28 protein-coding genes are annotated in these 21,934 nt (G+C 60.2%); 15 read left to right on the forward strand and 13 right to left on the reverse strand.

The features are described 5' to 3' along the window. Positions 1 to 11: 11 nt before the first annotated feature. The 3 genes from FY152_04915 to FY152_04925 all read right to left on the reverse strand — a co-directional run bounded on the left by FY152_04915 (position 12) and on the right by FY152_04925 (position 2,951). Entirely contained in the window at positions 12 to 1,304 is a 1,293-nt protein-coding gene (locus tag FY152_04915) for a dihydroorotase (protein UXS31465.1), read from the reverse strand. Then, positions 1,301 to 2,242 (reverse strand): aspartate carbamoyltransferase catalytic subunit, encoded by a 942-nt coding sequence (locus tag FY152_04920; GenBank protein ID UXS31466.1) that lies wholly within the window; start codon positions 2,240 to 2,242, stop codon positions 1,301 to 1,303. The genes FY152_04915 and FY152_04920 overlap by 4 nt, the downstream gene beginning before the upstream one ends. Before the next feature lie 277 nt (positions 2,243 to 2,519). Beyond that, positions 2,520 to 2,951, reverse strand: a complete 432-nt coding sequence (locus tag FY152_04925) for a nuclear transport factor 2 family protein (GenBank protein ID UXS31467.1) — start codon at positions 2,949 to 2,951, stop codon at positions 2,520 to 2,522. A gap of 327 nt (positions 2,952 to 3,278) precedes the next feature. Between FY152_04925 and FY152_04930 the strand changes: the two genes are divergently transcribed. The 5 genes from FY152_04930 (at position 3,279) to FY152_04950 (ending at position 7,183) form a co-directional block, all read left to right on the forward strand. Beyond that, entirely contained in the window at positions 3,279 to 4,931 is a 1,653-nt protein-coding gene (locus tag FY152_04930; protein ID UXS31468.1) for an acyl-CoA dehydrogenase, read from the forward strand. 118 nt (positions 4,932 to 5,049) lie between these two features. Continuing rightward, the gene (locus FY152_04935) at positions 5,050 to 5,661 is read left to right on the forward strand and encodes a GNAT family N-acetyltransferase (GenBank protein UXS31469.1); all 612 of its coding nucleotides are present in this window, start codon (positions 5,050 to 5,052) and stop codon (positions 5,659 to 5,661) included. Between the two features lie 148 nt (positions 5,662 to 5,809). After that, the gene (locus tag FY152_04940; GenBank protein ID UXS31470.1) at positions 5,810 to 6,454 is read left to right on the forward strand and encodes a TetR/AcrR family transcriptional regulator; all 645 of its coding nucleotides are present in this window, start codon (positions 5,810 to 5,812) and stop codon (positions 6,452 to 6,454) included. A 253-nt stretch (positions 6,455 to 6,707) separates the two neighbouring features. Continuing rightward, on the forward strand, positions 6,708 to 6,869 hold the full coding sequence (locus FY152_04945; protein UXS30544.1) for a hypothetical protein: 162 nt from the start codon (positions 6,708 to 6,710) through the stop codon (positions 6,867 to 6,869). Then, positions 6,866 to 7,183, forward strand: a complete 318-nt coding sequence (locus tag FY152_04950; GenBank protein UXS31471.1) for a hypothetical protein — start codon at positions 6,866 to 6,868, stop codon at positions 7,181 to 7,183. Before FY152_04945 ends, FY152_04950 begins: the two co-directional genes overlap by 4 nt. Here FY152_04950 and ruvX read toward each other — a convergent pair. Together ruvX and FY152_04960 are read right to left on the reverse strand one after the other, a co-directional pair. Further along, on the reverse strand, positions 7,135 to 7,614 hold the full coding sequence (ruvX, locus tag FY152_04955; protein UXS31472.1) for a Holliday junction resolvase RuvX: 480 nt from the start codon (positions 7,612 to 7,614) through the stop codon (positions 7,135 to 7,137). The genes FY152_04950 and ruvX overlap by 49 nt on opposite strands. Before the next feature lie 11 nt (positions 7,615 to 7,625). Then, positions 7,626 to 7,928, reverse strand: coding sequence for an alkylphosphonate utilization protein (locus tag FY152_04960; protein UXS31473.1), 303 nt, complete (start codon positions 7,926 to 7,928; stop codon positions 7,626 to 7,628). An 82-nt stretch (positions 7,929 to 8,010) separates the two neighbouring features. Here FY152_04960 and FY152_04965 point away from each other — a divergent pair, with 82 nt between their 5' ends. From FY152_04965 to gatA, 3 genes are all read left to right on the forward strand, one after another. Then, positions 8,011 to 8,715 carry a metal-dependent hydrolase gene (locus FY152_04965; protein UXS31474.1) on the forward strand — a complete coding sequence of 235 codons (705 nt, stop codon included), beginning with the start codon at positions 8,011 to 8,013 and terminating at the stop codon, positions 8,713 to 8,715. A gap of 127 nt (positions 8,716 to 8,842) precedes the next feature. Further along, positions 8,843 to 9,130: an Asp-tRNA(Asn)/Glu-tRNA(Gln) amidotransferase subunit GatC gene (gene gatC / locus FY152_04970; GenBank protein ID UXS31475.1), complete on the forward strand. Its 288-nt coding sequence runs from the start codon at positions 8,843 to 8,845 to the stop codon at positions 9,128 to 9,130. 53 nt (positions 9,131 to 9,183) lie between these two features. Continuing rightward, a complete protein-coding gene (gene gatA, locus FY152_04975) occupies positions 9,184 to 10,665 on the forward strand; it encodes an Asp-tRNA(Asn)/Glu-tRNA(Gln) amidotransferase subunit GatA (protein UXS31476.1) in 1,482 nt (493 codons plus the stop codon). Positions 10,666 to 10,723: 58 nt separating this feature from the next. Here gatA and FY152_04980 read toward each other — a convergent pair whose 3' ends face one another. Then, the gene (locus FY152_04980) at positions 10,724 to 10,981 is read right to left on the reverse strand and encodes a hypothetical protein (protein UXS31477.1); all 258 of its coding nucleotides are present in this window, start codon (positions 10,979 to 10,981) and stop codon (positions 10,724 to 10,726) included. Positions 10,982 to 11,298: 317 nt separating this feature from the next. Here FY152_04980 and FY152_04985 point away from each other — a divergent pair, with 317 nt between their 5' ends. Continuing rightward, the gene (locus tag FY152_04985; protein ID UXS31478.1) at positions 11,299 to 11,808 is read left to right on the forward strand and encodes a GNAT family N-acetyltransferase; all 510 of its coding nucleotides are present in this window, start codon (positions 11,299 to 11,301) and stop codon (positions 11,806 to 11,808) included. Here FY152_04985 and FY152_04990 read toward each other — a convergent pair. Then, positions 11,805 to 12,122: a DUF1294 domain-containing protein gene (locus tag FY152_04990; protein UXS33209.1), complete on the reverse strand. Its 318-nt coding sequence runs from the start codon at positions 12,120 to 12,122 to the stop codon at positions 11,805 to 11,807. The genes FY152_04985 and FY152_04990 overlap by 4 nt on opposite strands. Positions 12,123 to 12,273: 151 nt before the next feature. Between FY152_04990 and gatB the strand changes: the two genes are divergently transcribed. The 5 genes from gatB (at position 12,274) to FY152_05015 (ending at position 15,999) form a co-directional block, all read left to right on the forward strand. Next, the gene (gene gatB, locus FY152_04995; GenBank protein ID UXS31479.1) at positions 12,274 to 13,779 is read left to right on the forward strand and encodes an Asp-tRNA(Asn)/Glu-tRNA(Gln) amidotransferase subunit GatB; all 1,506 of its coding nucleotides are present in this window, start codon (positions 12,274 to 12,276) and stop codon (positions 13,777 to 13,779) included. A 174-nt stretch (positions 13,780 to 13,953) separates the two neighbouring features. Further along, positions 13,954 to 14,451: a GNAT family N-acetyltransferase gene (locus tag FY152_05000; GenBank protein UXS31480.1), complete on the forward strand. Its 498-nt coding sequence runs from the start codon at positions 13,954 to 13,956 to the stop codon at positions 14,449 to 14,451. Then, positions 14,448 to 14,921 (forward strand): GNAT family N-acetyltransferase, encoded by a 474-nt coding sequence (locus tag FY152_05005; protein UXS31481.1) that lies wholly within the window; start codon positions 14,448 to 14,450, stop codon positions 14,919 to 14,921. Before FY152_05000 ends, FY152_05005 begins: the two co-directional genes overlap by 4 nt. A 109-nt stretch (positions 14,922 to 15,030) precedes the next feature. Beyond that, positions 15,031 to 15,429, forward strand: a complete 399-nt coding sequence (locus FY152_05010) for an NADH:ubiquinone oxidoreductase subunit NDUFA12 (GenBank protein UXS31482.1) — start codon at positions 15,031 to 15,033, stop codon at positions 15,427 to 15,429. 132 nt (positions 15,430 to 15,561) lie between these two features. After that, complete coding sequence (locus tag FY152_05015; protein ID UXS31483.1) at positions 15,562 to 15,999, forward strand: DUF2155 domain-containing protein; 438 nt, start codon at positions 15,562 to 15,564, stop codon at positions 15,997 to 15,999. 15 nt (positions 16,000 to 16,014) lie between these two features. On the opposite strand, the gene FY152_05020 is transcribed toward FY152_05015, so the two are convergent. From FY152_05020 to FY152_05040, 5 genes are all read right to left on the reverse strand, one after another. Continuing rightward, complete coding sequence (locus FY152_05020; GenBank protein UXS31484.1) at positions 16,015 to 16,629, reverse strand: leucyl/phenylalanyl-tRNA--protein transferase; 615 nt, start codon at positions 16,627 to 16,629, stop codon at positions 16,015 to 16,017. A 6-nt stretch (positions 16,630 to 16,635) separates the two neighbouring features. Next, positions 16,636 to 17,982, reverse strand: coding sequence for an acetyl-CoA carboxylase biotin carboxylase subunit (accC, locus tag FY152_05025; GenBank protein ID UXS31485.1), 1,347 nt, complete (start codon positions 17,980 to 17,982; stop codon positions 16,636 to 16,638). A gap of 12 nt (positions 17,983 to 17,994) precedes the next feature. Continuing rightward, positions 17,995 to 18,483, reverse strand: coding sequence for an acetyl-CoA carboxylase biotin carboxyl carrier protein (locus FY152_05030; protein ID UXS31486.1), 489 nt, complete (start codon positions 18,481 to 18,483; stop codon positions 17,995 to 17,997). Positions 18,484 to 18,508: 25 nt separating this feature from the next. Then, positions 18,509 to 18,946, reverse strand: a complete 438-nt coding sequence (gene aroQ / locus FY152_05035) for a type II 3-dehydroquinate dehydratase (protein ID UXS31487.1) — start codon at positions 18,944 to 18,946, stop codon at positions 18,509 to 18,511. Between the two features lie 125 nt (positions 18,947 to 19,071). Continuing rightward, positions 19,072 to 19,839 (reverse strand): DsbA family protein, encoded by a 768-nt coding sequence (locus tag FY152_05040; protein UXS31488.1) that lies wholly within the window; start codon positions 19,837 to 19,839, stop codon positions 19,072 to 19,074. A 167-nt stretch (positions 19,840 to 20,006) separates the two neighbouring features. On the opposite strand from FY152_05040, the gene FY152_05045 reads away from it, so the two are divergent. Next, on the forward strand, positions 20,007 to 21,170 hold the full coding sequence (locus tag FY152_05045; protein UXS31489.1) for an aminotransferase class I/II-fold pyridoxal phosphate-dependent enzyme: 1,164 nt from the start codon (positions 20,007 to 20,009) through the stop codon (positions 21,168 to 21,170). A gap of 29 nt (positions 21,171 to 21,199) precedes the next feature. Here the strand turns inward: FY152_05045 and FY152_05050 are convergent, their stop codons facing one another. After that, positions 21,200 to 21,883 carry a winged helix-turn-helix transcriptional regulator gene (locus tag FY152_05050; protein ID UXS31490.1) on the reverse strand — a complete coding sequence of 228 codons (684 nt, stop codon included), beginning with the start codon at positions 21,881 to 21,883 and terminating at the stop codon, positions 21,200 to 21,202. Positions 21,884 to 21,934: the final 51 nt, after the last annotated feature.

The raw sequence follows: 21,934 nt of genomic DNA on the forward strand, positions 1-21,934 counted from the left end.
TGTTGGTGATCTTATGCCAAGGAATGAACGGCTTTGCCAGCCACATAAGTGGCGACGGCACGGCCGCTGAAACGGGCATCCTCGAACGGCGTGTTCTTGGATTTGGACACCAGCTGTTCCCTGGTCACAAGCCATGGCTCGTCGAGATCGATGAGCGTGATATCGGCTTTCGCGCCCGCCTTCAGCGTTCCCGCATCCAGTCCGAAAATCTTTGCCGGACGGGTGGAAAGCGCATCGATCAGCCGCATCAGCGGAACCTCGCCGCTGTGGTGGAGGAGCAGCGCCGCCGCCAGCATGGTTTCCAGCCCCACCGCGCCGCTCGCGGCATCCGAAAACGGCAGGCGCTTGGTGTCGACATCCTGCGGGTCGTGTGAGGAGACAATGATGTCGATGGTGCCGTCCTTCAGCGCCTCCACCATGGCCTTGCGATCGTCTTCGGCGCGCAGCGGCGGGGAGAGCTTGAAGAAGGTGCGGTATTCGCCGATATCGTTCTCGTTGAGCGTCAGATGGTTGATCGAGATGCCGCAGGTGGCCTTGACGCCCCGCTGCCGCGCAACGCGGATCGCCTCAGCCGATTCCGGCACGGAAATCTTGGCGGCGTGGTAAATCGCCTGAGTCAGCCCGGCAATGCGCAGATCGCGTTCCAGCGGGATGATCTCGGCTTCCTTGGGAACGCCCGACAGGCCGAGCCAGCTTGCGAACAGCCCCTCGTTCATGTCACCGCCGCCGATATATTTGTCGCGGGTTTCGAGCGAGATGACAGCGCCCAGTTCGCGCGCATAGGTCATGGCGCGGCGCAGCACCAGCGTGTCGGAAAGCGCCTTGCGGCCATTGGTGAAGGCAACCGCACCGGCTTCCTTCAGCATGCCGAACTCGGTCATTTCCTCGCCATTGAGGCCCTTGGTCAGGGCCGCTGCCGGATGGACATTGACGATTGCCTTGTCGCGCGCCGTCTTCTTCACATATTCGACGAGTGCGATGTCATCGATGACAGGGTCGGTATCGGGCATGACGATGATGCTGGTGACACCGCCGGCCGCTGCCGCGCGCGCGGCGGATTCGATGGTCTCGCGGTGTTCGGCACCAGGTTCGCCGACGAAGACACGGGCATCCACCAGACCGGGAACGGCCACGAGCCCCTTGCAGTCACGCACGGTCGCGCCTTCCGGTGCGCCCTGATTATGCGCATCCTTGCCCGCCGCCAGAATAGTGCCGTCTGCGCCGATGATCACGCTGCCGGTCTCGTCGAGGTTACGGGACGGATCGACGATGCGGAGGTTCTTGAGAACGGTAACGGCACTCATACGCGCTCACCCTGATTTTGCGAGACAAGCAGGGTTTCCATGACCGCCATGCGCACGGCAACCCCCATTTCCACCTGGCTTTCGATCACGCTCTGCGGACCATCTGCCACGTCGGAGGCGATTTCCACGCCGCGGTTCATCGGGCCGGGATGCATGACCAGCGCATCTTCCTTCGCCGCCTTCAGCTTTTCGGCATCGAGGCCGTAATAATGGAAATATTCGCGCACCGAAGGCACGAAGGAGCCGGACATGCGCTCGCGCTGCAGGCGCAGCATCATCACCACATCGGCGTTCTTCAGCCCTTCCTTCATGTCGTGGAAAACCTCGACGCTCATGTCGCGGATACCGGAGGGCAAAAGCGTGGCGGGGGCGACGACGCGAACGCGCGCGCCCATCTGGTTGAGCAGTATGATGTTGGAGCGGGCGACGCGCGAATGCAGCACGTCGCCGCAGATCGCCACCGTGATGCCTGATAGTTCGCCCTTGGCGCGGCGGATGGTCAGCGCGTCGAGCAGCGCCTGCGTCGGGTGCTCATGCTGGCCGTCTCCGGCATTGACGACGGAGCAGGCGACCTTCTGCGCGAGAAGGGCTGCTGCACCGGCGGAGGAGTGGCGAACCACCAGCACATCCGGGCGCATGGCGTTCAGCGTCATCGCCGTATCGATCAGCGTTTCGCCCTTCTTCACCGAGGAATTGCCGACCGACATGTTCATCACGTCTGCGCCAAGGCGTTTTCCGGCAAGCTCGAAGGAGGACTGCGTGCGCGTCGAGGCTTCGAAGAACAGGTTGATCTGCGTCAGGCCCCGAAGCGTCGAGGTCTTTTTCTCGCGCTGACGGCTGATTTTCACCGCCTCGTCGGCCTTGTCGAGAAGCAGGGTAATATCCTGATGGGAAAGCCCCTTGATGCCGAGGAGATGGCGATGGGGGAAGAAGACCATGCGGTTTGCCTCCTGACGGGCGCCGCATTTTCCCGTGAAAATGCCCGGAACGCCCGAATGCTGATCCGTGCGCTCCCATTCGCTGTGAACACGCCTCAGGAGTGCCGCGGAATTCGGTCCTGCGCTCTATAGAGATTGCTTGCCGCAGGGGCAAGCGCCTGCGACGCCTGAAATGAGAACACGGCCATGTTTTCCCAGCGCGCAAGAAAAAAGTGGATTAGTCGAGGTTGCAACTATTCCAGAAGACGCGAGGGTCCGGCAGCATCTCGGCGGGCAGTCAGATGATGCCATGCTTTTTCAAAAGCGTCTGCTCATCGCCTGAGGCCCAGCCGAAAACTTTCGGCTTCCCGTCCAGCGCCTGGACGAAATAGTGAACATCGAAATCGATGGCGAGATCCGATTGGTCCTTGCCGGCAAAGGTTGCCGTCCAGGCGACGTGGGCGACGCAATGATGTTCATCGATGGGTGAAAGGTGGATATCGCGTATCCGCATCCTTTTCGTTCCTATGGCCCTATAGCGCTGATAACCCTTCGTCATGACCTGCTTTAGCTGCTCGTCGTTCTTCCCGGTCATCACCCCGGCAGGTGATGCGGCGATGAAGTCGGAGGCATAAAGGGATGAGACCTCTTCCATATCCATGTCGCCGTTGAGAGACTTGTTGAAAAAGCGCTCATATCGTTCAAAGAGCTTTCTGACGCTTGCCTCCATGGGCCTTCTCCAAATCTAGCTTTGTTCCTTAAGGTCATGAGCCGAGAGGAGCACTTGAAGGCGCAGAATGCCCAGTGAAGATACCCCAGGTGAAATCAACGCCTGCAATGCGCGTCTGTTCCGTCAGGCCGCCGCCGGCTCTCTCATTCGGCACGGGATGCAATGCCTGGCCGCGGCTTGTTTGCCTCGCCGCATCTGGCCTTCGGTTGAAGCAGCCCGAAAAATGTTCAATGCCCGGTTTTAATCGTCTCAATCGCTTCCTGTGGGCAGGATTTTGCAATATCACCCCACTATGCAATTCGAGTAAAAAGCAGCTAGAAGCAGTTGATGACCCAGAACTCCCGGACAGAAGAAACGCTCGCCGAACTGAACCAGCCAAGCCTCTGGTCCGGTATCAATGCTTATCGTTCCGATCCGCTGATCGTCGACCTCACCTCCGGCCTGTCACGCAATCTGAGAGAAGAGTTCGACCAGCTCGGGCGCTACGTCACCTCGCACGAGGCGCAGGAACTGGCGCGCATGGCCAATCAGGGCGTGCCGCAGCTGCACACCCACGGCCCGCGCGGGGAACGTCTCGATCAGGTGGAATTCCACCCTGCGTGGCACGCGCTGATGCGCCGCTCCATGTCATCGGGCCTTCATTCCAGCGTCTGGGAAAATCTGGCCGAAACACGCGGCAACGAACACAAGGCCCGCGCCACCAAATTCTATCTGACCTCGCAGCTCGAGGCCGGGCATCTCTGCCCGCTGACCATGACCAGCGCCTCCGTCGCCGCCATCATGGCCTCGCCGCGTGTGCAGAAGGAATGGGCGCCGAAGATCCTGTCGCGCAAATATGATTCCTCGCAAAAACCGGCCCTGCAGAAAACCGCCGTCACCATCGGCATGGGCATGACGGAAAAGCAGGGCGGCACGGATGTGCGCGCCAACCGCACCACGGCCGAGCGCGTGGGTGAGGGCATTTATCGCCTTTCCGGTCACAAATGGTTCCTGTCCGCGCCGATGAGCGACGGTTTCGTCATGCTGGCCCAGATGGGCGACGGCATGGGCTGTTTCCTGGTGCCACGTTATCTGGAGGATGGTTCAAAGAACGGCCTGCACTTCCAGCGCCTGAAGGACAAGCTCGGCAACCGCTCCAACGCGTCGGCCGAAGTCGAATTCACCGATGCTTTCGGTTATATTCTCGGTGATCCCGGCAGCGGCATCCGCACCATCCTCGACATGGTGACGCTGACCCGGCTCGATTGCGCGCTGGCGTCGGCCGGCATGATGCGCGCCTCGCTTGCCGAAGCGGTACACTACGCCCGCGGGCGTTCGGTTTTCGGCAAGATGCTGGTCAGCCAGCCGATCATGACGCGCGTTCTCGCCGACATGGCGCTTGATGTGGCTGCCGCAACGGCGCTCTCCTTCCGGCTGGCATCGGCCTTCGACGCAGCGCGTAACAACCCGGCGGAAGCCGCCTATGCGCGGGTCATGACGCCGATCGTGAAATACTGGTGCTGCAAGATCGCGCCGGCGCTCATCTACGAAGCGATGGAATGCCTTGGCGGCAACGGTTACGTGGAAGAGCGGCCGATTGCCCGCCACTACCGTGAAGCACCCGTCAACGCCATCTGGGAAGGCTCCGGTAACGTCATGGCGCTGGATGTGCTGCGTGTTCTTCAGCGTGGCAAGGATCTGTTCGATCTCGTCTTCCAGACGCTGGAGCGGGATCTGGGCGCTGCCGGCAAAAAGACTACCGATGTTCTGCGCGCCGCAATTGCCCTTGCCGAGCGCGATGAAGGGGCGGCCCGCCTGCTGGTGGAGCAATTCGCACTTGCGGCCGCTGCCGCCGAGCTTTGCCGTCTCGGTGCCGGCAAGATCGCCGATGCTTTCCTGGAAACCCGTCTTGCCGGCGGCTGGCGCCACACTTACGGCATGCTCGATTCCCGCTTCGATCCCAATTATATTATCGATCTTCTCTATCCGCCCGCGTCCTGAGTGACGAAGGGCTGATGGTTGTTGCATTCCCGGCGGGAGGGGGCTCGGATTTGAAAAAAAGCGGTGGCGTGGAGCGTGCATTTATCTGTCGTGGCGCGGCAATGGAGGGCGGCTGCAGATGCTGACCTTTCGTTCCGCCCGTCTGGAAGATGAGGACGCACTTTACGCCATAAGTCTCGCAACCGGTGACGCCGGCGAAGATGCGACGCCGCTTTATCGTGACGGCCGCATGGTGGGCCATATCTATTCCGTGCCTTACCTGCATCTTTGGCCCGATGCCGTTTTTGTGGCGGAGGACGAGGAGGGTGTCTGCGGTTACATCGCCGGAGCGCTCGATACGGCCTTGCATGACGAGCGGCTGGAGCAGGAATGGTGGCCGCATCTGCGCGCCCTTTATCCCGACCCCGGCGGCGACCCGCAGACATGGGACGCTGACCAGCGCCGGGCTCATTTCATCCACCACCCGCGCCGCTCGCCGACCTGGCTCACGGATCCGTTTCCGGCCCATATCCACATGAACCTTCTGCCGCGCACGCAGGGCAAGGGCGGCGGCACGCGGCTTTTGTCGCGCTGGCTGGATATGGCAAGGCAAAACAACGTCTACGGCATTCACCTCGGTGCCAGCGAACGCAACAATGCGGGTATGCGCTTTTGGGAAACACGCGGCTTCAAACGTCTTGAAAGCCACGAAACACCCGGCACCGTTTGGTTTGGCATGGCGCTGGAGTAATATCTCTGCCGTGTATCTCGGAGATACCAGTCTTCTATCTCCACTCATCCACAGGAACCTTCTTCCCATCCGCGCCGCCGCATTGTCCTTGCCTTCATGCTTTGTTAACCCCTTGGGTCAGGCCTTTTTAAAAGACGGGTAGGGAAGCATGCTGGCGACCGCAGAGGCAATTTCAGCCGACAGACCGGAAAAGCGCGTCAAGGATCGCGCCGCGACCGAGAAGGCGATTTTTAATGCGGCGCGATCGCTGCTGGCGGAAGAGGGCTTTCAGGGTTTCGGCATTAACGCGGTCGCCCGTCGCGCCGGGTGCGACAAGCAGCTCATCTATCGTTATTTCGGTGGTCTGGACGGCCTGATCGAGGCGATCGGCGAGGACCTCGGCTCCTGGGTGAAGGACCGTATTCCCGAAGACACCGGCGGCATGTTTCTTCTGACCTATGGCGATCTCATGGAAAAGCTGGCGCTTTATTTCATGGATGCGCTGCGTAGCGATCCTCTCGTCTGCAAGATCATCGCCTGGGAAGTGTCGGATGGTTCGCCGCAGGTGAGGCAGCTTGCCGAAGCCCGCGCCAAATCGCTTGGCAAATGGCTGGAGCGCATGCGCGGTTCGCTGGCGGCGCCGAAGGGTGTGGACACTGCCGCCGTCAACGCCGTGTTGTTCGCCGCCATCCAGCACCTCGTCATTTCCGCAGCAACCAGCGGCCAGTTTGCCGGCGTGCCGCTTAAATCCGACCGCGACTGGGACAAGATCGTCACCGCCGTCAAAAGGCTGGTGCGCGGCGTTTACGGCTAAGCCGCTTCAGGAGGGCGGGCATCTGTCCTGCCCTTGAAGGCTGGCGTGGGACCAGAGGAAAATCAGCCGTGTTTTCACCGGCGGGCAACCGTCCGGCGGCGCTGTCCTTTGCCCTGGCCGCACGCTTGTCCACAGACCGTCCGTCCGTGTTAACCATAATCACAGCTTTTATTTGCGTCGTCACGGCAGCCGGTCCAGTGTGAATTAACGAAGTGTTAACCATGCGCAATGATTGCGCATAAGGGAGCCGCAAGTGAGCCGCTGGACAGCTTTAGGCGTCATGATGACGTTTTTTGTGATGCTGCCGTTGGATATCGACGCGCCGGCGCTGAACCTTTGCCTGATGGCTCTGGTGCGCTGGGCGGTGCTTGCCGGCGTCCCCGACACGATGTTTGCGCGGGGGCAGGCGGCATGAAGTGGTTTCTGATCCTCTGGGCAGGCCCCGTCGCATTGCTGGGCAGCTGGTACTGGCTTTCCTATTACGACATGAGCTTCGGTTTTTATATGCTGACGCGCGAGACCCATGATCTGGTATTCCAGATCTACGGCAATATTCTCGGCCTGCCGCCGGAAAGCCTGCCGCCGCTCGTTGCGCGCGCCATAGCGGTCGACAGCCTCATCGTTTTTGCGATTGTCGCATTCCGCAGGAGAAAGCAGATCGCCAATTGGTGGCGGGGCCGTCAGTCGGCCGCGCGGGCAAGTGCCGAAAGCCTGTCGAGCGCGCCCTGAAGAATGAAACTCGCCGCCGCCGAATCGATGCGTTCGGCCCGTTTGGCGCGTGAGACATCCATTTCCAGGAGTGCACGCTCGGCCGCGACCGTAGAAAGCCGCTCATCCCAGAAAATGAAGGGCAGTGCAGTCTTCTCACCCATGGTGCGCACGAAAGCGCGTGTTGCCTGCACACGTGGCCCTGCCGAGCCGTCCATGTTCATTGGCAGGCCGATGACGAAGGCGGCCACCTTCTCCTTTTCGGCAAAGGCCAGTAGCACTTCGGCGTCCTGCGTGAATTTCACCCGCTTGATAACGGGACGCGGCGTTGCAAAGCGCCGCGACAGGTCCGACATGGCAAGCCCGATGGTTTTCGTGCCAAGGTCGAGGCCGGCAATAGCCTGTGCGGGCTGAAGCGTTTCCGCAAGTTCCTCGATGGTGAGTATCGCCATGGCGCGCTGCCCTATCGTTTGCGGACGAATTCGGTGCGCAGCACCAGACCCTTGACGGCCTCATGCCTGCAATCGATCTCTTCCGGATTGTCGGTCAGACGGATGGATTTGATCACGGTGCCCTGCTTGATGACCGTGCTGGTGCCCTTGACCTTCAGATCCTTGATCAATGTCACGGAATCGCCATCTGCAAGGAGATTACCTGCGGCATCGCGGACTTCATTTGCGCGCGATGCTTCGGCGGCCAGTTCGGAAGCGGGCCGCCATTCGCCGGTCGCTTCGTCATACACGTATTCGTCATCATTCGCGGCCATTGTCGCCTCTCTGAAATACCGGTAGTGCGGTTGTAAGGCCGTCCTATGTCACACTATGTCGGCAACACGAAGGAGAAAGTTCATGAAAATCACCTGGCTCGGCCATTCCGCCTTCCGCCTCGAAAATGGTGGCGCGAAGATCCTCATCGATCCGTTTTTCACCGGCAATCCCGGTTTTGCCGGGCAGGACGGGAAGGCGGCTGCCGAAGGTATCACCCATATTCTCCTCACTCACGGCCATGGCGACCATGTGGGCGATACCGTCCAGCTTGCCCGCGAGACGGGCGCGACGGTTCTTGCCAATGCCGATCTCGCCGCCTGGCTTTCGACCAAGGGTGTGGCAAAGGTCGATATGGGCAATACTGGCGGCACAGTGCATTTCGACGGTTTTTCCGCCACCTTCACCAATGCGCTGCATTCCTCGGCGCAGATCACCGAGGATGGCGTCTCGCATTCGCTTGGCAACGCCAATGGCCTGATGCTGCATTTTGAAGATGGTCCGACCGTCTACCACATGGGCGATACGGACATCTTTTCCGACATGAAACTCATCAACGAATTGCATCAGCCGGATATCGGCCTGGTGCCGATCGGCGACCGCTTCACGATGGGCGGCGCCGTGGCGGCGCTGGCGTGTCAGCGTTTCTTCAAGTTCGAAAATGTAATCCCCTGCCACTACGGCACCTTCCCGATCATCGACCAGACCCCGGATAAGTTCGTGGCAGGCATGGAAGGATCGGAAGCGCGCGTCCACACGCCCAAGCCGGGCGATGCGCTGTCCTTCTGACCTTTCGCTTTTACGCATGTCGTGACGGCAAAACCGTTACACAGTTTGATGCGACATGCTTTCTACCGTTGCGAATGGCGGACATGGTGATTATAGCGGGTAGGAAAATTCTGACCGGAGTAGAACCATGTCCGTCGATCTCGCCACCGTAAAGCGCGTTGCGCGCCTTGCCCGTATCGCAGTCAGCGAAGAAGAAGCACAGAATATGCTTGGCCAGCTGAACGGCATACTCGGTTTCGTGGAGCAGCTTTCGGAAGTGAATGTCGACGGCGTCGAGCCGATGACATCAGTGACCCCGGTGGAGATGAAAAAGCGCGCCGACGTGGTGACCGACGGCAACAAGGCGGAAGACATTGTCGCCAATGCGCCCGCGACCGACCGGGACTTCTTCATGGTCCCGAAAGTGGTCGAATAAGCGACCGCCTCCGCCGCCCGATTTTTCCAAGATTTCGAAAGCCGTTGCCGACCATGACCGACCTGACGAGCCTGACCATTGCCGAAGCCCGCGAAAAGCTGAAGGCCAAAGAATTTTCCGCCCTCGAGCTGACCGACGCCTATCTCTCCGCCATCGATGCGGCCAATGGCGCGCTGAACGCCTATGTCGCGCTGACGCCTGAAAAGGCGCGCGACATGGCGAAAGCCTCCGACGACCGCATCGCCGCCGGCAAGGCTGGTGAGCTGGAAGGCGTTCCGCTTGGCGTGAAGGATCTGTTCGCCACACGTGACGTGCACACCCAGGCATGTTCGCATGTTCTCGACGGCTTCAAGCCCAAATATGAATCCACCGTCACCCAGAACCTCTGGGATCAGGGCGCAGTCATGCTCGGCAAGCTCAACATGGACGAATTCGCCATGGGCTCGTCCAATGAAAGCTCCTGGTACGGCCCGGCCATCAACCCGTGGCGCGCCAATGGCTCCGACCAGAAGCTGGTGCCCGGCGGCTCCTCCGGCGGTTCCGCCGCAGCCGTGGCCGCGCATCTCTGCGCCGGCGCCACCGCGACCGATACCGGCGGCTCCATCCGCCAGCCAGCCGCCTTTACCGGCACCGTCGGCATCAAGCCCACCTATGGCCGCTGCTCGCGCTTCGGCATCGTCGCTTATGCCTCTTCGCTCGATCAGGCAGGCCCGATTGCCCGTGACGTGCGTGATGCCGCGATCCTGCTGAAGACCATGGCAAGCGTCGACGCCAAGGATACGACTTCCGTGGACCTGCCGGTGCCGGACTACGAAAAGGCCATCGGTCAGTCGCTCAAGGGTCTGAAGATCGGTATTCCGAAGGAATATCGCGTCGACGGCATGCCGGAAGAAATCGAAAAGCTCTGGGCCAAGGGCGTCGAGTGGCTGCGCGACGCCGGTGCCGAGGTCGTCGATATCTCGCTGCCGCATACCAAATACGCACTGCCTGCTTACTACATCGTCGCACCGGCGGAAGCCTCGTCCAACCTTGCCCGTTATGACGGCGTTCGCTACGGCCTGCGCGTCGACGGCAAGGACATTGCCGACATGTATGAAAAGAGCCGCGCCGCCGGTTTCGGCAAGGAAGTGCAGCGCCGCATCATGGTCGGCACCTATGTGCTGTCGGCCGGTTATTATGACGCCTATTACCTGAAGGCGCAGAAGGTCCGCACCCTCATCAAGCGCGACTTCGAAAACGTCTTCCACGAAGGCGTCGACGCCATTCTGGCGCCGATCACACCGTCTTCCGCCTTCGCAGTCGGTGACGAGGAACTCGCTTCCGATCCGGTGAAAATGTACCTGCAGGACGTCTTCACCATCACGGTCAACATGGCCGGTCTTCCGGGCCTCTCGGTTCCGGCCGGTCTTGACGGCAAGGGTCTTCCGCTCGGCCTGCAGCTCATCGGCAAGCCCTTTGAGGAAGAAACGCTGTTCAAGACGGCGCATGCCATTGAGCAGGCAGCCGGCAAGTTCACGCCCGCCAAGTGGTGGTGAGTGGATTCACCAAGCTCTCTACACGAACGGGCGGCATCAAATGCCGCCCGTTTGTTTTTCATCGATTGTCCAGCTCACCCCGCACCAGTTCCAGACCGCGCGTGGTGATGCGGTAAGGCTTGCCGCCGGAAGAGGCGATCGCTCTCTTCCGTTTCAGCTTGCGGAAGGTGAGGAGGTCGAGGCCGCTGAAAATCCAGCCGTCACGCGTATAGAGCGCGAGTTTTTCGATTTTGTGGGCGTCGTCTCGTACGAGTTCAATTCTGCCGCCCTGGGCGAGCAGGTGAAGAATGCGCTGTTCGGCGCGGGAAATGTCCATTTTTTGGAAGTCCGGTCGGCGTCATATAGACGCGTGAAAGCAAATCCGGGTGCCGTTAAGGCATCCGGCTCGGTTTCAGCATGGCCCGGCGCGCAAGAAACTTGCGGGCAGGGCCTTTACCGGGACTCCGATTGAGCGAACATAAAAACTCCTGACTTGCGCCTTTTGGTTAGCGGGCGAGGCCGTTGCGGTCAAGTCCGGCGTTTTCGCATCCTCCACCGCGCGGGCGGTCGCATGGATCGAGATTGCGTCTCAGGGCTGCACTGGCAGAATCGCGCTACCGGTGCTTTACTTCCTTCAGCCACGGAGGGCGCGGTTTGATCGTCATTCGCAATGCGTATGAACAGGAAGCGGAGGTTCTGGCGGCCATTGGCCTCAGGGCATGGCGACAGGCAACCGCGGCTCTCGGCATCACCCCGACCCTTTATGACAATGCAGCCAGCGCCTTTTCCAATTTTACCCGCTCGTCATGGTTGGCGATCAGGGTGGCGGAGTTTGGCGGCTCGGTTGCGGGTTGGGCGGCGCGGGAGCATTTCGACGAGACGATTTCCGATTTCTGGATCGATCCTGATTTTCATCGCAGAGGTGTCGGCAGCCACCTGCTGGGCGATGTCGAAAGGCTGATAGAGGACAGGGGTTTCGAGACCATCCGGCTTGAAACCCACGCCCAGAATGAGCCGGCCGTCGCCTTTTTCCGCCACCATGGCTACAGCGTCCGCTGGCTCTCCGTCTCCTATGCGCCGAAGCTCGATCGCGAGGTGCAATCGGTAGGCCTGCAGAAGCAATTGGCCGAGGTCGAGAGCGGTCTTTATGGGCCGGCTTTCTAAGATAGAGTTTGCAGAGCGCCCACCAGCCGCATCGGCCAGTCCGGCATGATGGCGAGCGATGCGACAAGGCCCACCTGCAATATCACGATCGATATCAGGATGCTGCGGAAGGGCTCCTTGCGCGTTTTATGCCGCAGCAGCCGTTGTGCCGAGATTGCGCCCAGGCTGCCGCCAATCAGCGCAAGCGATAACAGCGTGCTTTCCCGGATGCGCCATGCGCCATTTCTCGCCGCTTCCTTGTCCCACCAATAGGCAAGAAAGACGAAAAGATTGAAGGCGATATAGGTTATGAAACAAAGAGCGACCGTCACCATGACGTGAATTGAAACCGCGAAGCGTAAAAAACCCGTATCCTGTATCGGCGAAAATCCCGGGCCTGGCGTGAGAGGGCGCAACATGTCTTGCGCCCGCGCTCCATTTGTTCTACCCACCAAGGCCAAAGAACCCGTATATCGTGAGCTTCAGATGACCCTTGTAGACGTGCGCACCCCCGACCCGAAACGCTTCATTCCCGGCGCCACCGGCGATTGGGAAATCGTGATCGGCATGGAGGTGCATGCGCAGGTTCTCTCCAATTCGAAGCTGTTTTCCGGCGCTTCGACCACCTTCGGCAATGCGCCGAATGCCAACGTGTCGCTGGTTGACGCGGCCATGCCCGGCATGCTGCCCGTCATCAACGAGGAATGCGTCCGGCAGGCGGTTCGCACCGGCCTTGGCCTGAAGGCGCAGATCAACAATCGTTCGATCTTTGATCGCAAGAACTACTTCTATCCGGATTTGCCGCAGGGCTACCAGATTTCGCAGTTCAAGGACCCGATCGTCGGCGAGGGCACCATCACCATTTCGCTCGGTCCGGACCGTCAGGGCAATTTCGAGGATATCGAAATCGGCATCGAGCGCCTGCATCTGGAACAGGACGCCGGCAAGTCCATGCACGACCAGCACCCGACCATGTCCTTCGTGGACCTCAACCGTTCGGGCGTGGCGCTGATGGAAATCGTCTCCAAGCCGGATATGCGCTCGTCGGACGAGGCCAAGGCCTATCTCACCAAGCTGCGTTCCATCGTGCGTTACCTCGGCACCTGCGACGGCAACATGGACGAAGGCTCGATGCGCGCCGACGTCAACGTCTCCGTGCGCCGTCCGGGCGAAGGTTTCGGCACGCGCTGCGAAATCAAGAACGTCAACTCCATCCGCTTCGTCGGCCAGGCCATCGAATATGAGGCTCGCCGCCAGATCGCCATTTTGGAAGATGGCGGCGTCATCGATCAGGAAACCCGCCTGTTCGATCCCGGCAAGGGCGAGACGCGGTCCATGCGCTCCAAGGAAGATGCGCATGATTACCGTTATTTCCCCGATCCGGACCTCTTGCCGCTGGAATTCGACGATGCCTTCGTCGAAGCGCTGAAGGTCGACCTGCCGGAACTGCCTGACGACAAGAAGGCGCGTTTCGTGGCCGATCTTGGCCTGTCGGTCTATGACGCCTCGATCCTCGTGTCGGAAAAGGCGATTGCCGATTATTACGAGGCCGTGGCCGCCGGCCGCGATGCGAAGGCCGCCGCCAACTGGGTCATCAACGACCTGCTCGGCGCGCTGAACAAGTTCGGCAAGGATATCGAGACGACGCCGGTTTCGCCCGAACAGCTCGGTGGTATCATCGATCTCATCAAGGCCGAGACCATTTCCGGCAAGATCGCCAAGGACCTGTTCGAAATCGTCTGGAACGAGGGCGGCAACCCGGCCGAAATCGTTGAAGCCCGCGGCATGAAGCAGGTGACCGATACCGGCGCCATCGAAAAGGCCGTGGACGAGATCATCGCCGCCAACCCGGATCAGGTCGAGAAGGTCAAGGCAAAGCCGACGCTTGCCGGCTGGTTCGTCGGTCAGGTCATGAAAGCGACGGGCGGCAAGGCTAACCCGCAGGCGGTGCAGGCGCTGGTGAAGGCCAAGCTCGGTATCGAGGAAGAGTGATAAGGAAGCATGCCTCTTGCACGGCGTCATGGTCGGGCTTGACCCGACCATCCACGGCCTGCGGATGCATGGATCCTCGGCTCGTGGGCCGAGGATGACGTTGAGTATCGAAATTCAACATCACTTCTGCCGGGATCAACGCCCGGCATTTCTGTTTCAAGACGGAGCCAGATCATGTTTTTCATCCGCACGGCAAGCCAGCGCGATATCGAACCCGTCCGGGTGCTGCTCGCCACGACATGGCATGCGACCTATGACGCCATCTACGGCGCGGATAAGGTGAATGAGCTGATTGCCGTGTGGCATTCGCCACAGGCCATGAAGGACCGTATCGAAAAAAAGGGCGGCGAGTTTCTGGTGGCCGATGACGGCAAGCGGATTGGCGGCATGGCCTATGGCTCCATGTCCACCAAGATGGCGAAGACGGCCCTGTTGCACCAGCTCTATGTGGCGCCCGACCTCCAGCGGCAGGGCGTCGGCCGCGATCTCTTCGCCGAACTCGAAACCTGCTTTCCGGATGCGGAAATCATGCGTCTTGAAGTCGAGCCTAAAAATACTGTCGCAATCGCCTTTTATGAACGCGTCGGATTTGTCGAGGTCGACCGAATCGAGCGCATGGCGGGCATCGAGGGTCTGCCCGGCATCGTTATGGAAAAGAGCCTGACCCGATGAATGAGACACTTCAAAGACTGATCATCCGCACGGCGCGCGAAGATGATCTTCCCGCACTCGCCGCCATTTTTGCCGCTGACGAGATCGGCGGCCACGGCGATACGGCCGAAGAATCAGCGCAGCCGGACTATCTCGCCGCTTTCCGCGCCATCGAAGCGTCGCCGAGCGAAACGCTCTATGTGGCGGAACTGGATGGCGAGGTGGTCGGCACCTTCCAGACAGCGATCCTGACCAAACTCGTCGGGCGAGGGGCGAAGTCCATGCTGATCGAAGCGGTGCAGACCCGCGCCGACATGCGCGGTCGCGGCATCGGCGCGGTGATGATCAATCATTGCCTGGAAGAAGCCCGCCGTCAGGGCCTGAACGCTGCGCAGCTGACGTCCAACATGGCGCGGCTGGATGCGCATCGCTTTTATGAGCGGCTGGGTTTCGAGAAGCGGCATTTAGGCTTCAGGATGAAGCTGAAATAGCGCGGATATATCTCGAAATGCTGGACAATTGCCGTGAGGGGCGGCATAAGCATGTCTTGTGCCGTGCACGGAAAATCGCTGCGGCGCATTCAAGCCCGAGGAACGTAGAATGAAGACTCTCCTGACGCAAATCTTCACCTGGTGGAACGGCCAGACGATCGGAACGCGGTTTCATACCTGGCGTTTCGGCAAGAAGGTAGGACAGGACGAGTTGGGCAATACCTATTACGAAGGCGGCACAACCTCCTGGGGCATGCCGCGCCGCTGGGTGATCTATAACGGTTATGCCGAAGCGTCGGCCATTCCGCCCGGCTGGCATGGCTGGATGCATTACCGCACCGACGTGCCGCCGAGCCAGGAAAGCTACGTTGCGCGCGACTGGCAGAAGCCGCATCAGCCGAACCTCACCGGTTCGTCCAAGGCCTACCGCCCTCAGGGATCGTTGGCCGTGGCTGGCGAGCGTCCGCGCGTGACCGGCGACTACGATGCCTGGACACCCGGCAACTAAGCATCTTGTGATGCGCGGTGTTGTGCAAAACACCGCGCTTGCATCCGGCCTCACCGGTTTTTGCCACATTCCGCCCTTAGGCGTTGATCCGGTCGGCAGTTCGACACAGGCAAATATTTGGAGACATATCGTATGAGGAAAATCACGCGGGATCGTTCTTTGCGTGCGCTGACAGTCTCGCTGTTTGCAGCGGTCTCTGCTGTCATCCTCATTTCGCCCGTCTCCGCCGCCCGTCTCGAAAACCGCGTGGCGGTGTTTTCCGGCATCGACAAGATCACCGGCCGCATCACGTCCTTCGATGTCTATATCGATGAGACCGTGCAGTTCGGCGCGCTTCAGGTGACGCCGAAAGTCTGTTATTCCCGAGACCAGACCGAAACCCAGAAGATCGACGCCTTCATCGAGGTGGATGAAATCACCCTCGATCGCAAGATCAAGCGGATTTTCACGGGCTGGATGTTCGCCGACAGCCCCGGCCTCAACGCCGTGGAACACCCGATCTACGACGTGTGGCTGACTGGCTGCAAGCAGGAATCGGACGTTCCCGCTCCCTCAACGGCAAGCAAATAACCTAACGTAAAGTCTTCAGAATTGCAGGCTGGGCCGGTTGACGGCAAGGTCGAGCATTTTCGCATAATCCTGCTTCGGCACGTCGATTGCGCCGAATGTCTTGAGATGCTCTGTCGTGAATTGCGTATCGAGCAGTACGAAGCCGCTCGCTCTCAGCCGCTCCACCAGATGTACAAGGCAGATCTTCGATGCATTGGTGCGGCGGGAAAACATGCTTTCGCCGAAGAAGGCAGCGCCCAGCGAGACACCGTAGAGCCCACCGACAAGTTCCTTGCCTTCCCACGCCTCGACGCTGTGGGCATGGCCGATCTGGTGCAGCTCGGTATAAAGCTTGCGAATGGTGGTGTTGATCCAGGTGCTCGGCCTGTCCGGCGCTTCCGCTGCACATCCGGCCATCACCGCTTCGAAGGCGGTGTTGAAGCGTATCTCGAACGGCTTCTTGCGCATCGCCTTGGCGAGGCTTTTGGAAATGTGAAAATCATTGAGCGGGATGATGCCCCGCATTTCCGGCTCGACCCAGAAAAGCTCGGGATCATCAGCCGAATCGGCCATGGGAAACAGGCCGGCGGAATAGGCGCGCAGCAGGATATCGACCGTTATGTCGTTATTTCTGCTGCGCCGCCCAGCCATATCGTCTTAGTGAGACGCGTCACCGGCCAGATATTTTTCCAGCCAGTGAATATCGTAATCGCCGTTCAGAATATCCTCATTCTGGAGAAGATCCTGGAAAAGCGGCAGCGTGGTCTTGATGCCGTCGACGACGAATTCGTCGAGCGCCCGACGCAGGCGGCGGATGCATTCGTCACGGTCGCGGCCGTGGACGATCAGCTTGCCGATCATGCTGTCGTAATAGGGCGGGATCTTGTAGCCCTGATAGGCGCCCGAATCGACGCGCACGCCAAGGCCGCCCGGCGTGTGGAAATAGGTCAGCGTGCCCGGGGAGGGAACGAAGGTGCGCGGGTCTTCGGCATTGATACGGCATTCGATGGCATGGCCATGGAATTCGATATCCGCCTGCGTGACCGACAGGCCCTGGCCCGAAGCGACCCTGATCTGTTCCTGCACGAGATCCATGCCGGTGATGGCTTCCGTCACCGGATGCTCCACCTGCAGACGGGTGTTCATTTCGATGAAATAGAACTCGCCGTTTTCATAGAGGAACTCGATGGTACCGGCGCCGCGATATTTCAGCTTGCGCATGGCGCTCGCGCAGATCTCGCCGATCTTCATGCGCTGTTCGACTGTCAGTGCCGGCGAATTGGCTTCTTCCAGCACCTTCTGGTGACGGCGCTGGAGCGAGCAATCGCGTTCGCCGAGGTGAACGGCATTGCCTTCGCCATCGCCGAAAACCTGCACTTCGATATGGCGCGGTTTACCGAGGTATTTTTCCATGTAGACGGCGTCGTTGCCGAAGGCGGCCGCCGCTTCGGAGCGGGCCGTCGCAACGGCCTCTTCCAGATCGGCTTCGGTCTTCGCCACCTTCATGCCGCGACCACCGCCGCCCGCCGTCGCCTTGATGAGGACCGGGAAACCGATCGTCCGGGCGATTTCGAGCGCGTTTTCAGGCTTCACTTCGCCATCGGAACCCGGAACCACGGGAATGCCGAGTTCCTGCGCCGTCTGCTTGGCGGTGATCTTGTCGCCCATGATGCGGATATGTTCGGCGGTCGGTCCGATGAAGGTGATGCCGTGCGCGTCGAGAATATCGGCGAACTTGGCATTTTCCGACAAGAAGCCGTAACCGGGGTGAACGGCGTCCGCACCGGTGATTTCGCAGGCCGCAACGATCTGGTGGATGTTGAGGTAGCTGTCACGCGAGGGCGGCGGGCCGATGCACACGCTTTCGTCGGCAAGGCGCACATGCATGGCGTCCGCGTCGGCCGTGGAATGCACGGCCACCGTCGGAATGCCAAGCTCCTTGGCGGCGCGCAGGACACGTAGCGCGATCTCGCCGCGGTTGGCTATGAGGATCTTCGAAACCATGCTGAACCGCCTTTATTCGATGACCACGAGGGCTTCGCCATACTCCACGGGCTGAGCGTCGTTGACGACGATTTCCACGACCTTGCCGGACTTGGGAGCCGGGATCTGGTTCATGGTCTTCATGGCTTCGACGATGAGGATGGTCTGGCCTTCCTTGACGGTTGCACCCACTTCGATGAAGGGACGTGCGCCCGGGGCAGGCGACAGATAGACCGTACCGACCATCGGCGAGGACACGGTGTTGGCCGGGTTGCGGGCAGGCGCTGCGGAGGCAGCAGGCGCTGCAGGTGCGGCAACTGTCGGAGCAGCAGCGGGCGCTGCTGCCGGTACTGCGTAGGGGGCGGGCGCCGCGGCATAGACCGTGGCGGGAGGAGCGGCGCGCGAAACGCGGATGCGCAGGTCGTCCTGCTCCACTTCGATTTCCGAAAGGTCGGTATCATTGAGGATATTCGCGAGCTCGCGGATCAGTTCCTTGTCGATACCCTGTTTCTTTTCAGACATGACAAACCCTATTCTTTGTTTCTTTTTATGCCGTGATGTTCTTCAGCGCGTGAAGCGCCATGATGTATCCATATGGTCCGAAACCGCAGACCATGCCCTTCGCCGCCGGTGATACCATCGATTTGTGACGGAACTCCTCGCGGGCGTGGATGTTGGAAATGTGCACTTCCACGACGGGCGTGGAAATCGCGCGAATGGCGTCGTGCAGGGCGATGGAAGTGTGGCTGTAGGCGCCGGGATTGATGACGACGCCCACCGCCCGTTCACCCGCCTCATGCAACCAGTCCACGAGCACACCTTCGTGGTTGGACTGGCGGAATTCCACTGCGAAACCGAGATCGGCACCGGCTTGAAGGCAATCATTCTCGATGTCCTTCAGCGTCTTGCCACCATAGATACCCGGTTCCCTTTTTCCCAGCATGTTGAGATTGGGGCCGTTGATGACGATGATGATGTTGCTCATTCAAGTTTCCATAAGAAAATCAGCGACAGCTATAGACTGCGCAGCCGCCAAGGAAAAGCCCCCGCAAGCCGGAAAGCGCCGGCTTGCCCGGCATCTCACAGGGAATGCAGGGGCTTTTTTGGAAATCAGGAGCAGGTGGCTTTGCCACAGCTGCGCATATTGGCGATTTTTTCCTTCAGCGGGTCCGCGCCGACGGCGCCGAAAACCGCCTCGTCGCCGACAATATAGGAGGGGGTGCCGGTGATGCCGAGGCTGGTTGCCAGCTTGTAAGTCTCCTGCACCTGCTCGTCATTGGGGTTCTCCGCCATCGATTTGCGGATATCGGCTTCCTTGAGGCCGAGCGAGGTCGCGACTTCCATGGCGCTGTCCTCATTCGCGCGTCCGCGGCCGCCGAGCAAAGTGCGCTGGAATTCGGGGTACTTGGCCGGTGCAAGCAGCTTCACGGCGTTGGAAACGCGGTGCGCGGCAACCGATTCCGGTCCGAGGATCGGGAATTCCTTGAGGACGACGCGCACCTTCTTGTCGCTCTTCAGGATATTGTCCATGTCGCCCATGGCGCGTTTGCAATAACCGCAATTGTAATCGAAGAACTCGACCAGCGTGACGTCGCCATCCGGGTTGCCGAGCGCCAGATCGAATTTCGATTCGAAGATGGCCTTCTTGTTGTCGGCGACGGCTTCCGCCGCCTTGGCATTGCGCGCCGCATATTGCTTGCGCTCAAGCGCATCCTGAACCTCGAGCATGATTTCCGGGTTCTCGATCAGATATTGCTTGATGAACTCGCCCATTTCCTTCTTCTGCTGCTCGTCGAGCGCATGGGCGGGCAGGGAGGCGAATACCGTCGAAAGGGCCGTCACGCTGGCGAGAAGGGTGGAACGGAGAAAATGCGCCATATCGGTCCTCATTCTGTTCGGCCGAAGCCTCTTGAAATCTTATGAAGGCAATTACCTTACTTTAAGCCAAATGCCATACGGCAAAAATACTTGTCCGCATTATGATCTCATGATTGTGAAGATTGTGATTCTGCGGCAAGTCTCTGAAATACGGTTCAGGAAAGAGCATGCCCTTGATTACGATGTCGAAGCGGAGCGCAGTCGAACCCTTTCACGCCATGGATATTCTGGCGGAAGCGAACAGGCGCAGGCAGGCGGGCCGCCCCGTCATTTCCATGGCGGTCGGTCAGCCCTCGCATCCCGCGCCGAAAGCCTCGCTTGCGGCGGCGGAGGCCGCGCTGAAACACGGGCGCATCGGTTACACAGACGCACTGGGTCTGCGCGAGCTGCGCGAGGCGATTGCCGGCCATTACCGGCTGCGCCACCAGGTCGCCATCGATCCGGCCCGCATCGCCGTGACCACGGGCTCATCTGCCGCCTTTAATCTCGCTTTCCTCAGCCTTTTCGATGCGGGCGACCATGTTGCCATCGCAAGACCCGGCTATCCGGCCTATCGCAATATTCTGAAGGCGCTCGGCCTCAATGTCGTGGAAGTGCCGGTCACCGCCGAAACCGGTTATACGCTGACGCCGGCAAGTCTGGAGCGGGCGGAAACGAAAGCCGGCTGCAAGCTGAAGGGCGTGCTTCTGGCAAGCCCGGCCAATCCGACCGGCACGGTTACCGGCCGCGAGGCGCTGAAGCGGCTGGCAAGCTATTGCGAAAGCCGCGACATGGCTTTCATTTCCGATGAGATCTATCACGGCCTTACCTTTGTCGGCGAAGAGACGAGCGCGCTCGAAATCACCGACAATGCCGTGATCATCAATTCCTTCTCGAAATATTATTGCATGACCGGTTGGCGCATCGGCTGGATGGTCCTGCCGGAAAATCTGGTCAGGCCGGTCGAGTGCCTGGCGCAGAGCCTTTATATTTCACCGCCCGAGCTGTCACAGCTGGCGGCGACGGCGGCCTTTTCGGCAGCGGAGGAACTGGATGTTTACCGGGAAAGCTATCGCACCAACCGCGATTTCCTGATGGCGCGCCTGCCGGAAATCGGCCTGCCGCTGGCATCCCCGATGGATGGTGCTTTTTACGCCTATGTCGATACCAGCCGTTTTTCCAATGACAGCATGGATTTTGCCAAGCGCATGCTGGCGGAGATCGATGTGGCAGCGACGCCCGGCATGGATTTCGATCCCGAGGAAGGCCACAGGGCGCTGCGCATTTCCTATGCGGGTTCCGTGTCGGATATAGCCGAGGCTGTGGGACGTATTGCCGGCTGGCTGAAATAAGCCGTCGGCTCTCCTGTTCACATAAAGGATCAGGCGGGTGCGCAGCTGAAAGTGCTGTTAAACGCCTTTTCGCCCTTGGCAGTGAAGGTCAGCACACGGCCGTTTCCGCGCCGCAGCCAGTCGCGCTGCTGCATCGCCTCAAGCAGCGATGCGCCAAGCCCGCCGCCGAGATGATGGCGGCGTTCGCTCCAGTCCAGGCAATGCAGGCAGATCGGGCGTCGGGCTTTTTCGAGCGGCGAAAGGTCGATGCCGAAGCTTGAGAAGAAATTACGCCCGCTCTCCGTCAGGGAAGGGTCGTCGCCTGACGTCACGAGCCCTTTTGCGGTGATGGCGGCAAGCAGCGCCACGCCGCTCTCCCCGGCCAGATGATCGTAGCAGATGCGCGCTTCCCGCAGCGCCTTGTCCTTCGGTCCCGTGCGGACGCGGACTGCGCCCGTGCGCTGGGCAAGACCCATAAGCGCTTCCAGAACATGCGCCACATCCTCGTCGGAAAGACGGAAATAGCGGTGACGCCCCTGTTTTTCCGCTTTCAGGAGTTGCGCCTCGGAGAGCTTCGACAGATGCCCGCTGGCGGTCTGCAAGGTCACGCCGGCGGCTTCGGCAAGCTCGCTTGCGGTCAGTGCACGTCCGTCCATCAGCGCCGTCAGGATGTTGGCGCGGGCAGGGTCGCCGATCAGCGCGGCGACATTGGCGATCAGGGGTCCGTCTTTCATGCTTCGATGGTAACCGAAGCATTGATGCAAGGCAATGGCGTAAAAGAAAGA

It is taken from the genome of Agrobacterium tumefaciens, from assembly GCA_025560025.1.
Lineage (GTDB): Bacteria > Pseudomonadota > Alphaproteobacteria > Rhizobiales > Rhizobiaceae > Agrobacterium.

Bases quoted from the DNA above. Each gene is read 5' to 3' on its own strand.
- FY152_04915 (UXS31465.1), bottom strand. From the start codon at position 1,304: ATGAGTGCCGTTACCGTTCTCAAGAACCTCCGCATCGTCGATCCGTCC.
- FY152_04920 (UXS31466.1), bottom strand. From the start codon at position 2,242: ATGGTCTTCTTCCCCCATCGCCATCTCCTCGGCATCAAGGGGCTTTCC.
- FY152_04925 (UXS31467.1), bottom strand. From the start codon at position 2,951: ATGGAGGCAAGCGTCAGAAAGCTCTTTGAACGATATGAGCGCTTTTTC.
- FY152_04930 (UXS31468.1), top strand. From the start codon at position 3,279: ATGACCCAGAACTCCCGGACAGAAGAAACGCTCGCCGAACTGAACCAG.
- FY152_04935 (UXS31469.1), top strand. From the start codon at position 5,050: ATGCTGACCTTTCGTTCCGCCCGTCTGGAAGATGAGGACGCACTTTAC.
- FY152_04940 (UXS31470.1), top strand. From the start codon at position 5,810: ATGCTGGCGACCGCAGAGGCAATTTCAGCCGACAGACCGGAAAAGCGC.
- FY152_04950 (UXS31471.1), top strand. From the start codon at position 6,866: ATGAAGTGGTTTCTGATCCTCTGGGCAGGCCCCGTCGCATTGCTGGGC.
- ruvX (UXS31472.1), bottom strand. From the start codon at position 7,614: ATGGCGATACTCACCATCGAGGAACTTGCGGAAACGCTTCAGCCCGCA.
- FY152_04960 (UXS31473.1), bottom strand. From the start codon at position 7,928: ATGGCCGCGAATGATGACGAATACGTGTATGACGAAGCGACCGGCGAA.
- FY152_04965 (UXS31474.1), top strand. From the start codon at position 8,011: ATGAAAATCACCTGGCTCGGCCATTCCGCCTTCCGCCTCGAAAATGGT.
- gatC (UXS31475.1), top strand. From the start codon at position 8,843: ATGTCCGTCGATCTCGCCACCGTAAAGCGCGTTGCGCGCCTTGCCCGT.
- gatA (UXS31476.1), top strand. From the start codon at position 9,184: ATGACCGACCTGACGAGCCTGACCATTGCCGAAGCCCGCGAAAAGCTG.
- FY152_04980 (UXS31477.1), bottom strand. From the start codon at position 10,981: ATGGACATTTCCCGCGCCGAACAGCGCATTCTTCACCTGCTCGCCCAG.
- FY152_04990 (UXS33209.1), bottom strand. From the start codon at position 12,122: ATGGTGACGGTCGCTCTTTGTTTCATAACCTATATCGCCTTCAATCTT.
- gatB (UXS31479.1), top strand. From the start codon at position 12,274: ATGACCCTTGTAGACGTGCGCACCCCCGACCCGAAACGCTTCATTCCC.
- FY152_05000 (UXS31480.1), top strand. From the start codon at position 13,954: ATGTTTTTCATCCGCACGGCAAGCCAGCGCGATATCGAACCCGTCCGG.
- FY152_05005 (UXS31481.1), top strand. From the start codon at position 14,448: ATGAATGAGACACTTCAAAGACTGATCATCCGCACGGCGCGCGAAGAT.
- FY152_05010 (UXS31482.1), top strand. From the start codon at position 15,031: ATGAAGACTCTCCTGACGCAAATCTTCACCTGGTGGAACGGCCAGACG.
- FY152_05015 (UXS31483.1), top strand. From the start codon at position 15,562: ATGAGGAAAATCACGCGGGATCGTTCTTTGCGTGCGCTGACAGTCTCG.
- FY152_05020 (UXS31484.1), bottom strand. From the start codon at position 16,629: ATGGCTGGGCGGCGCAGCAGAAATAACGACATAACGGTCGATATCCTG.
- accC (UXS31485.1), bottom strand. From the start codon at position 17,982: ATGGTTTCGAAGATCCTCATAGCCAACCGCGGCGAGATCGCGCTACGT.
- FY152_05030 (UXS31486.1), bottom strand. From the start codon at position 18,483: ATGTCTGAAAAGAAACAGGGTATCGACAAGGAACTGATCCGCGAGCTC.
- aroQ (UXS31487.1), bottom strand. From the start codon at position 18,946: ATGAGCAACATCATCATCGTCATCAACGGCCCCAATCTCAACATGCTG.
- FY152_05040 (UXS31488.1), bottom strand. From the start codon at position 19,839: ATGGCGCATTTTCTCCGTTCCACCCTTCTCGCCAGCGTGACGGCCCTT.
- FY152_05045 (UXS31489.1), top strand. From the start codon at position 20,007: ATGCCCTTGATTACGATGTCGAAGCGGAGCGCAGTCGAACCCTTTCAC.
- FY152_05050 (UXS31490.1), bottom strand. From the start codon at position 21,883: ATGAAAGACGGACCCCTGATCGCCAATGTCGCCGCGCTGATCGGCGAC.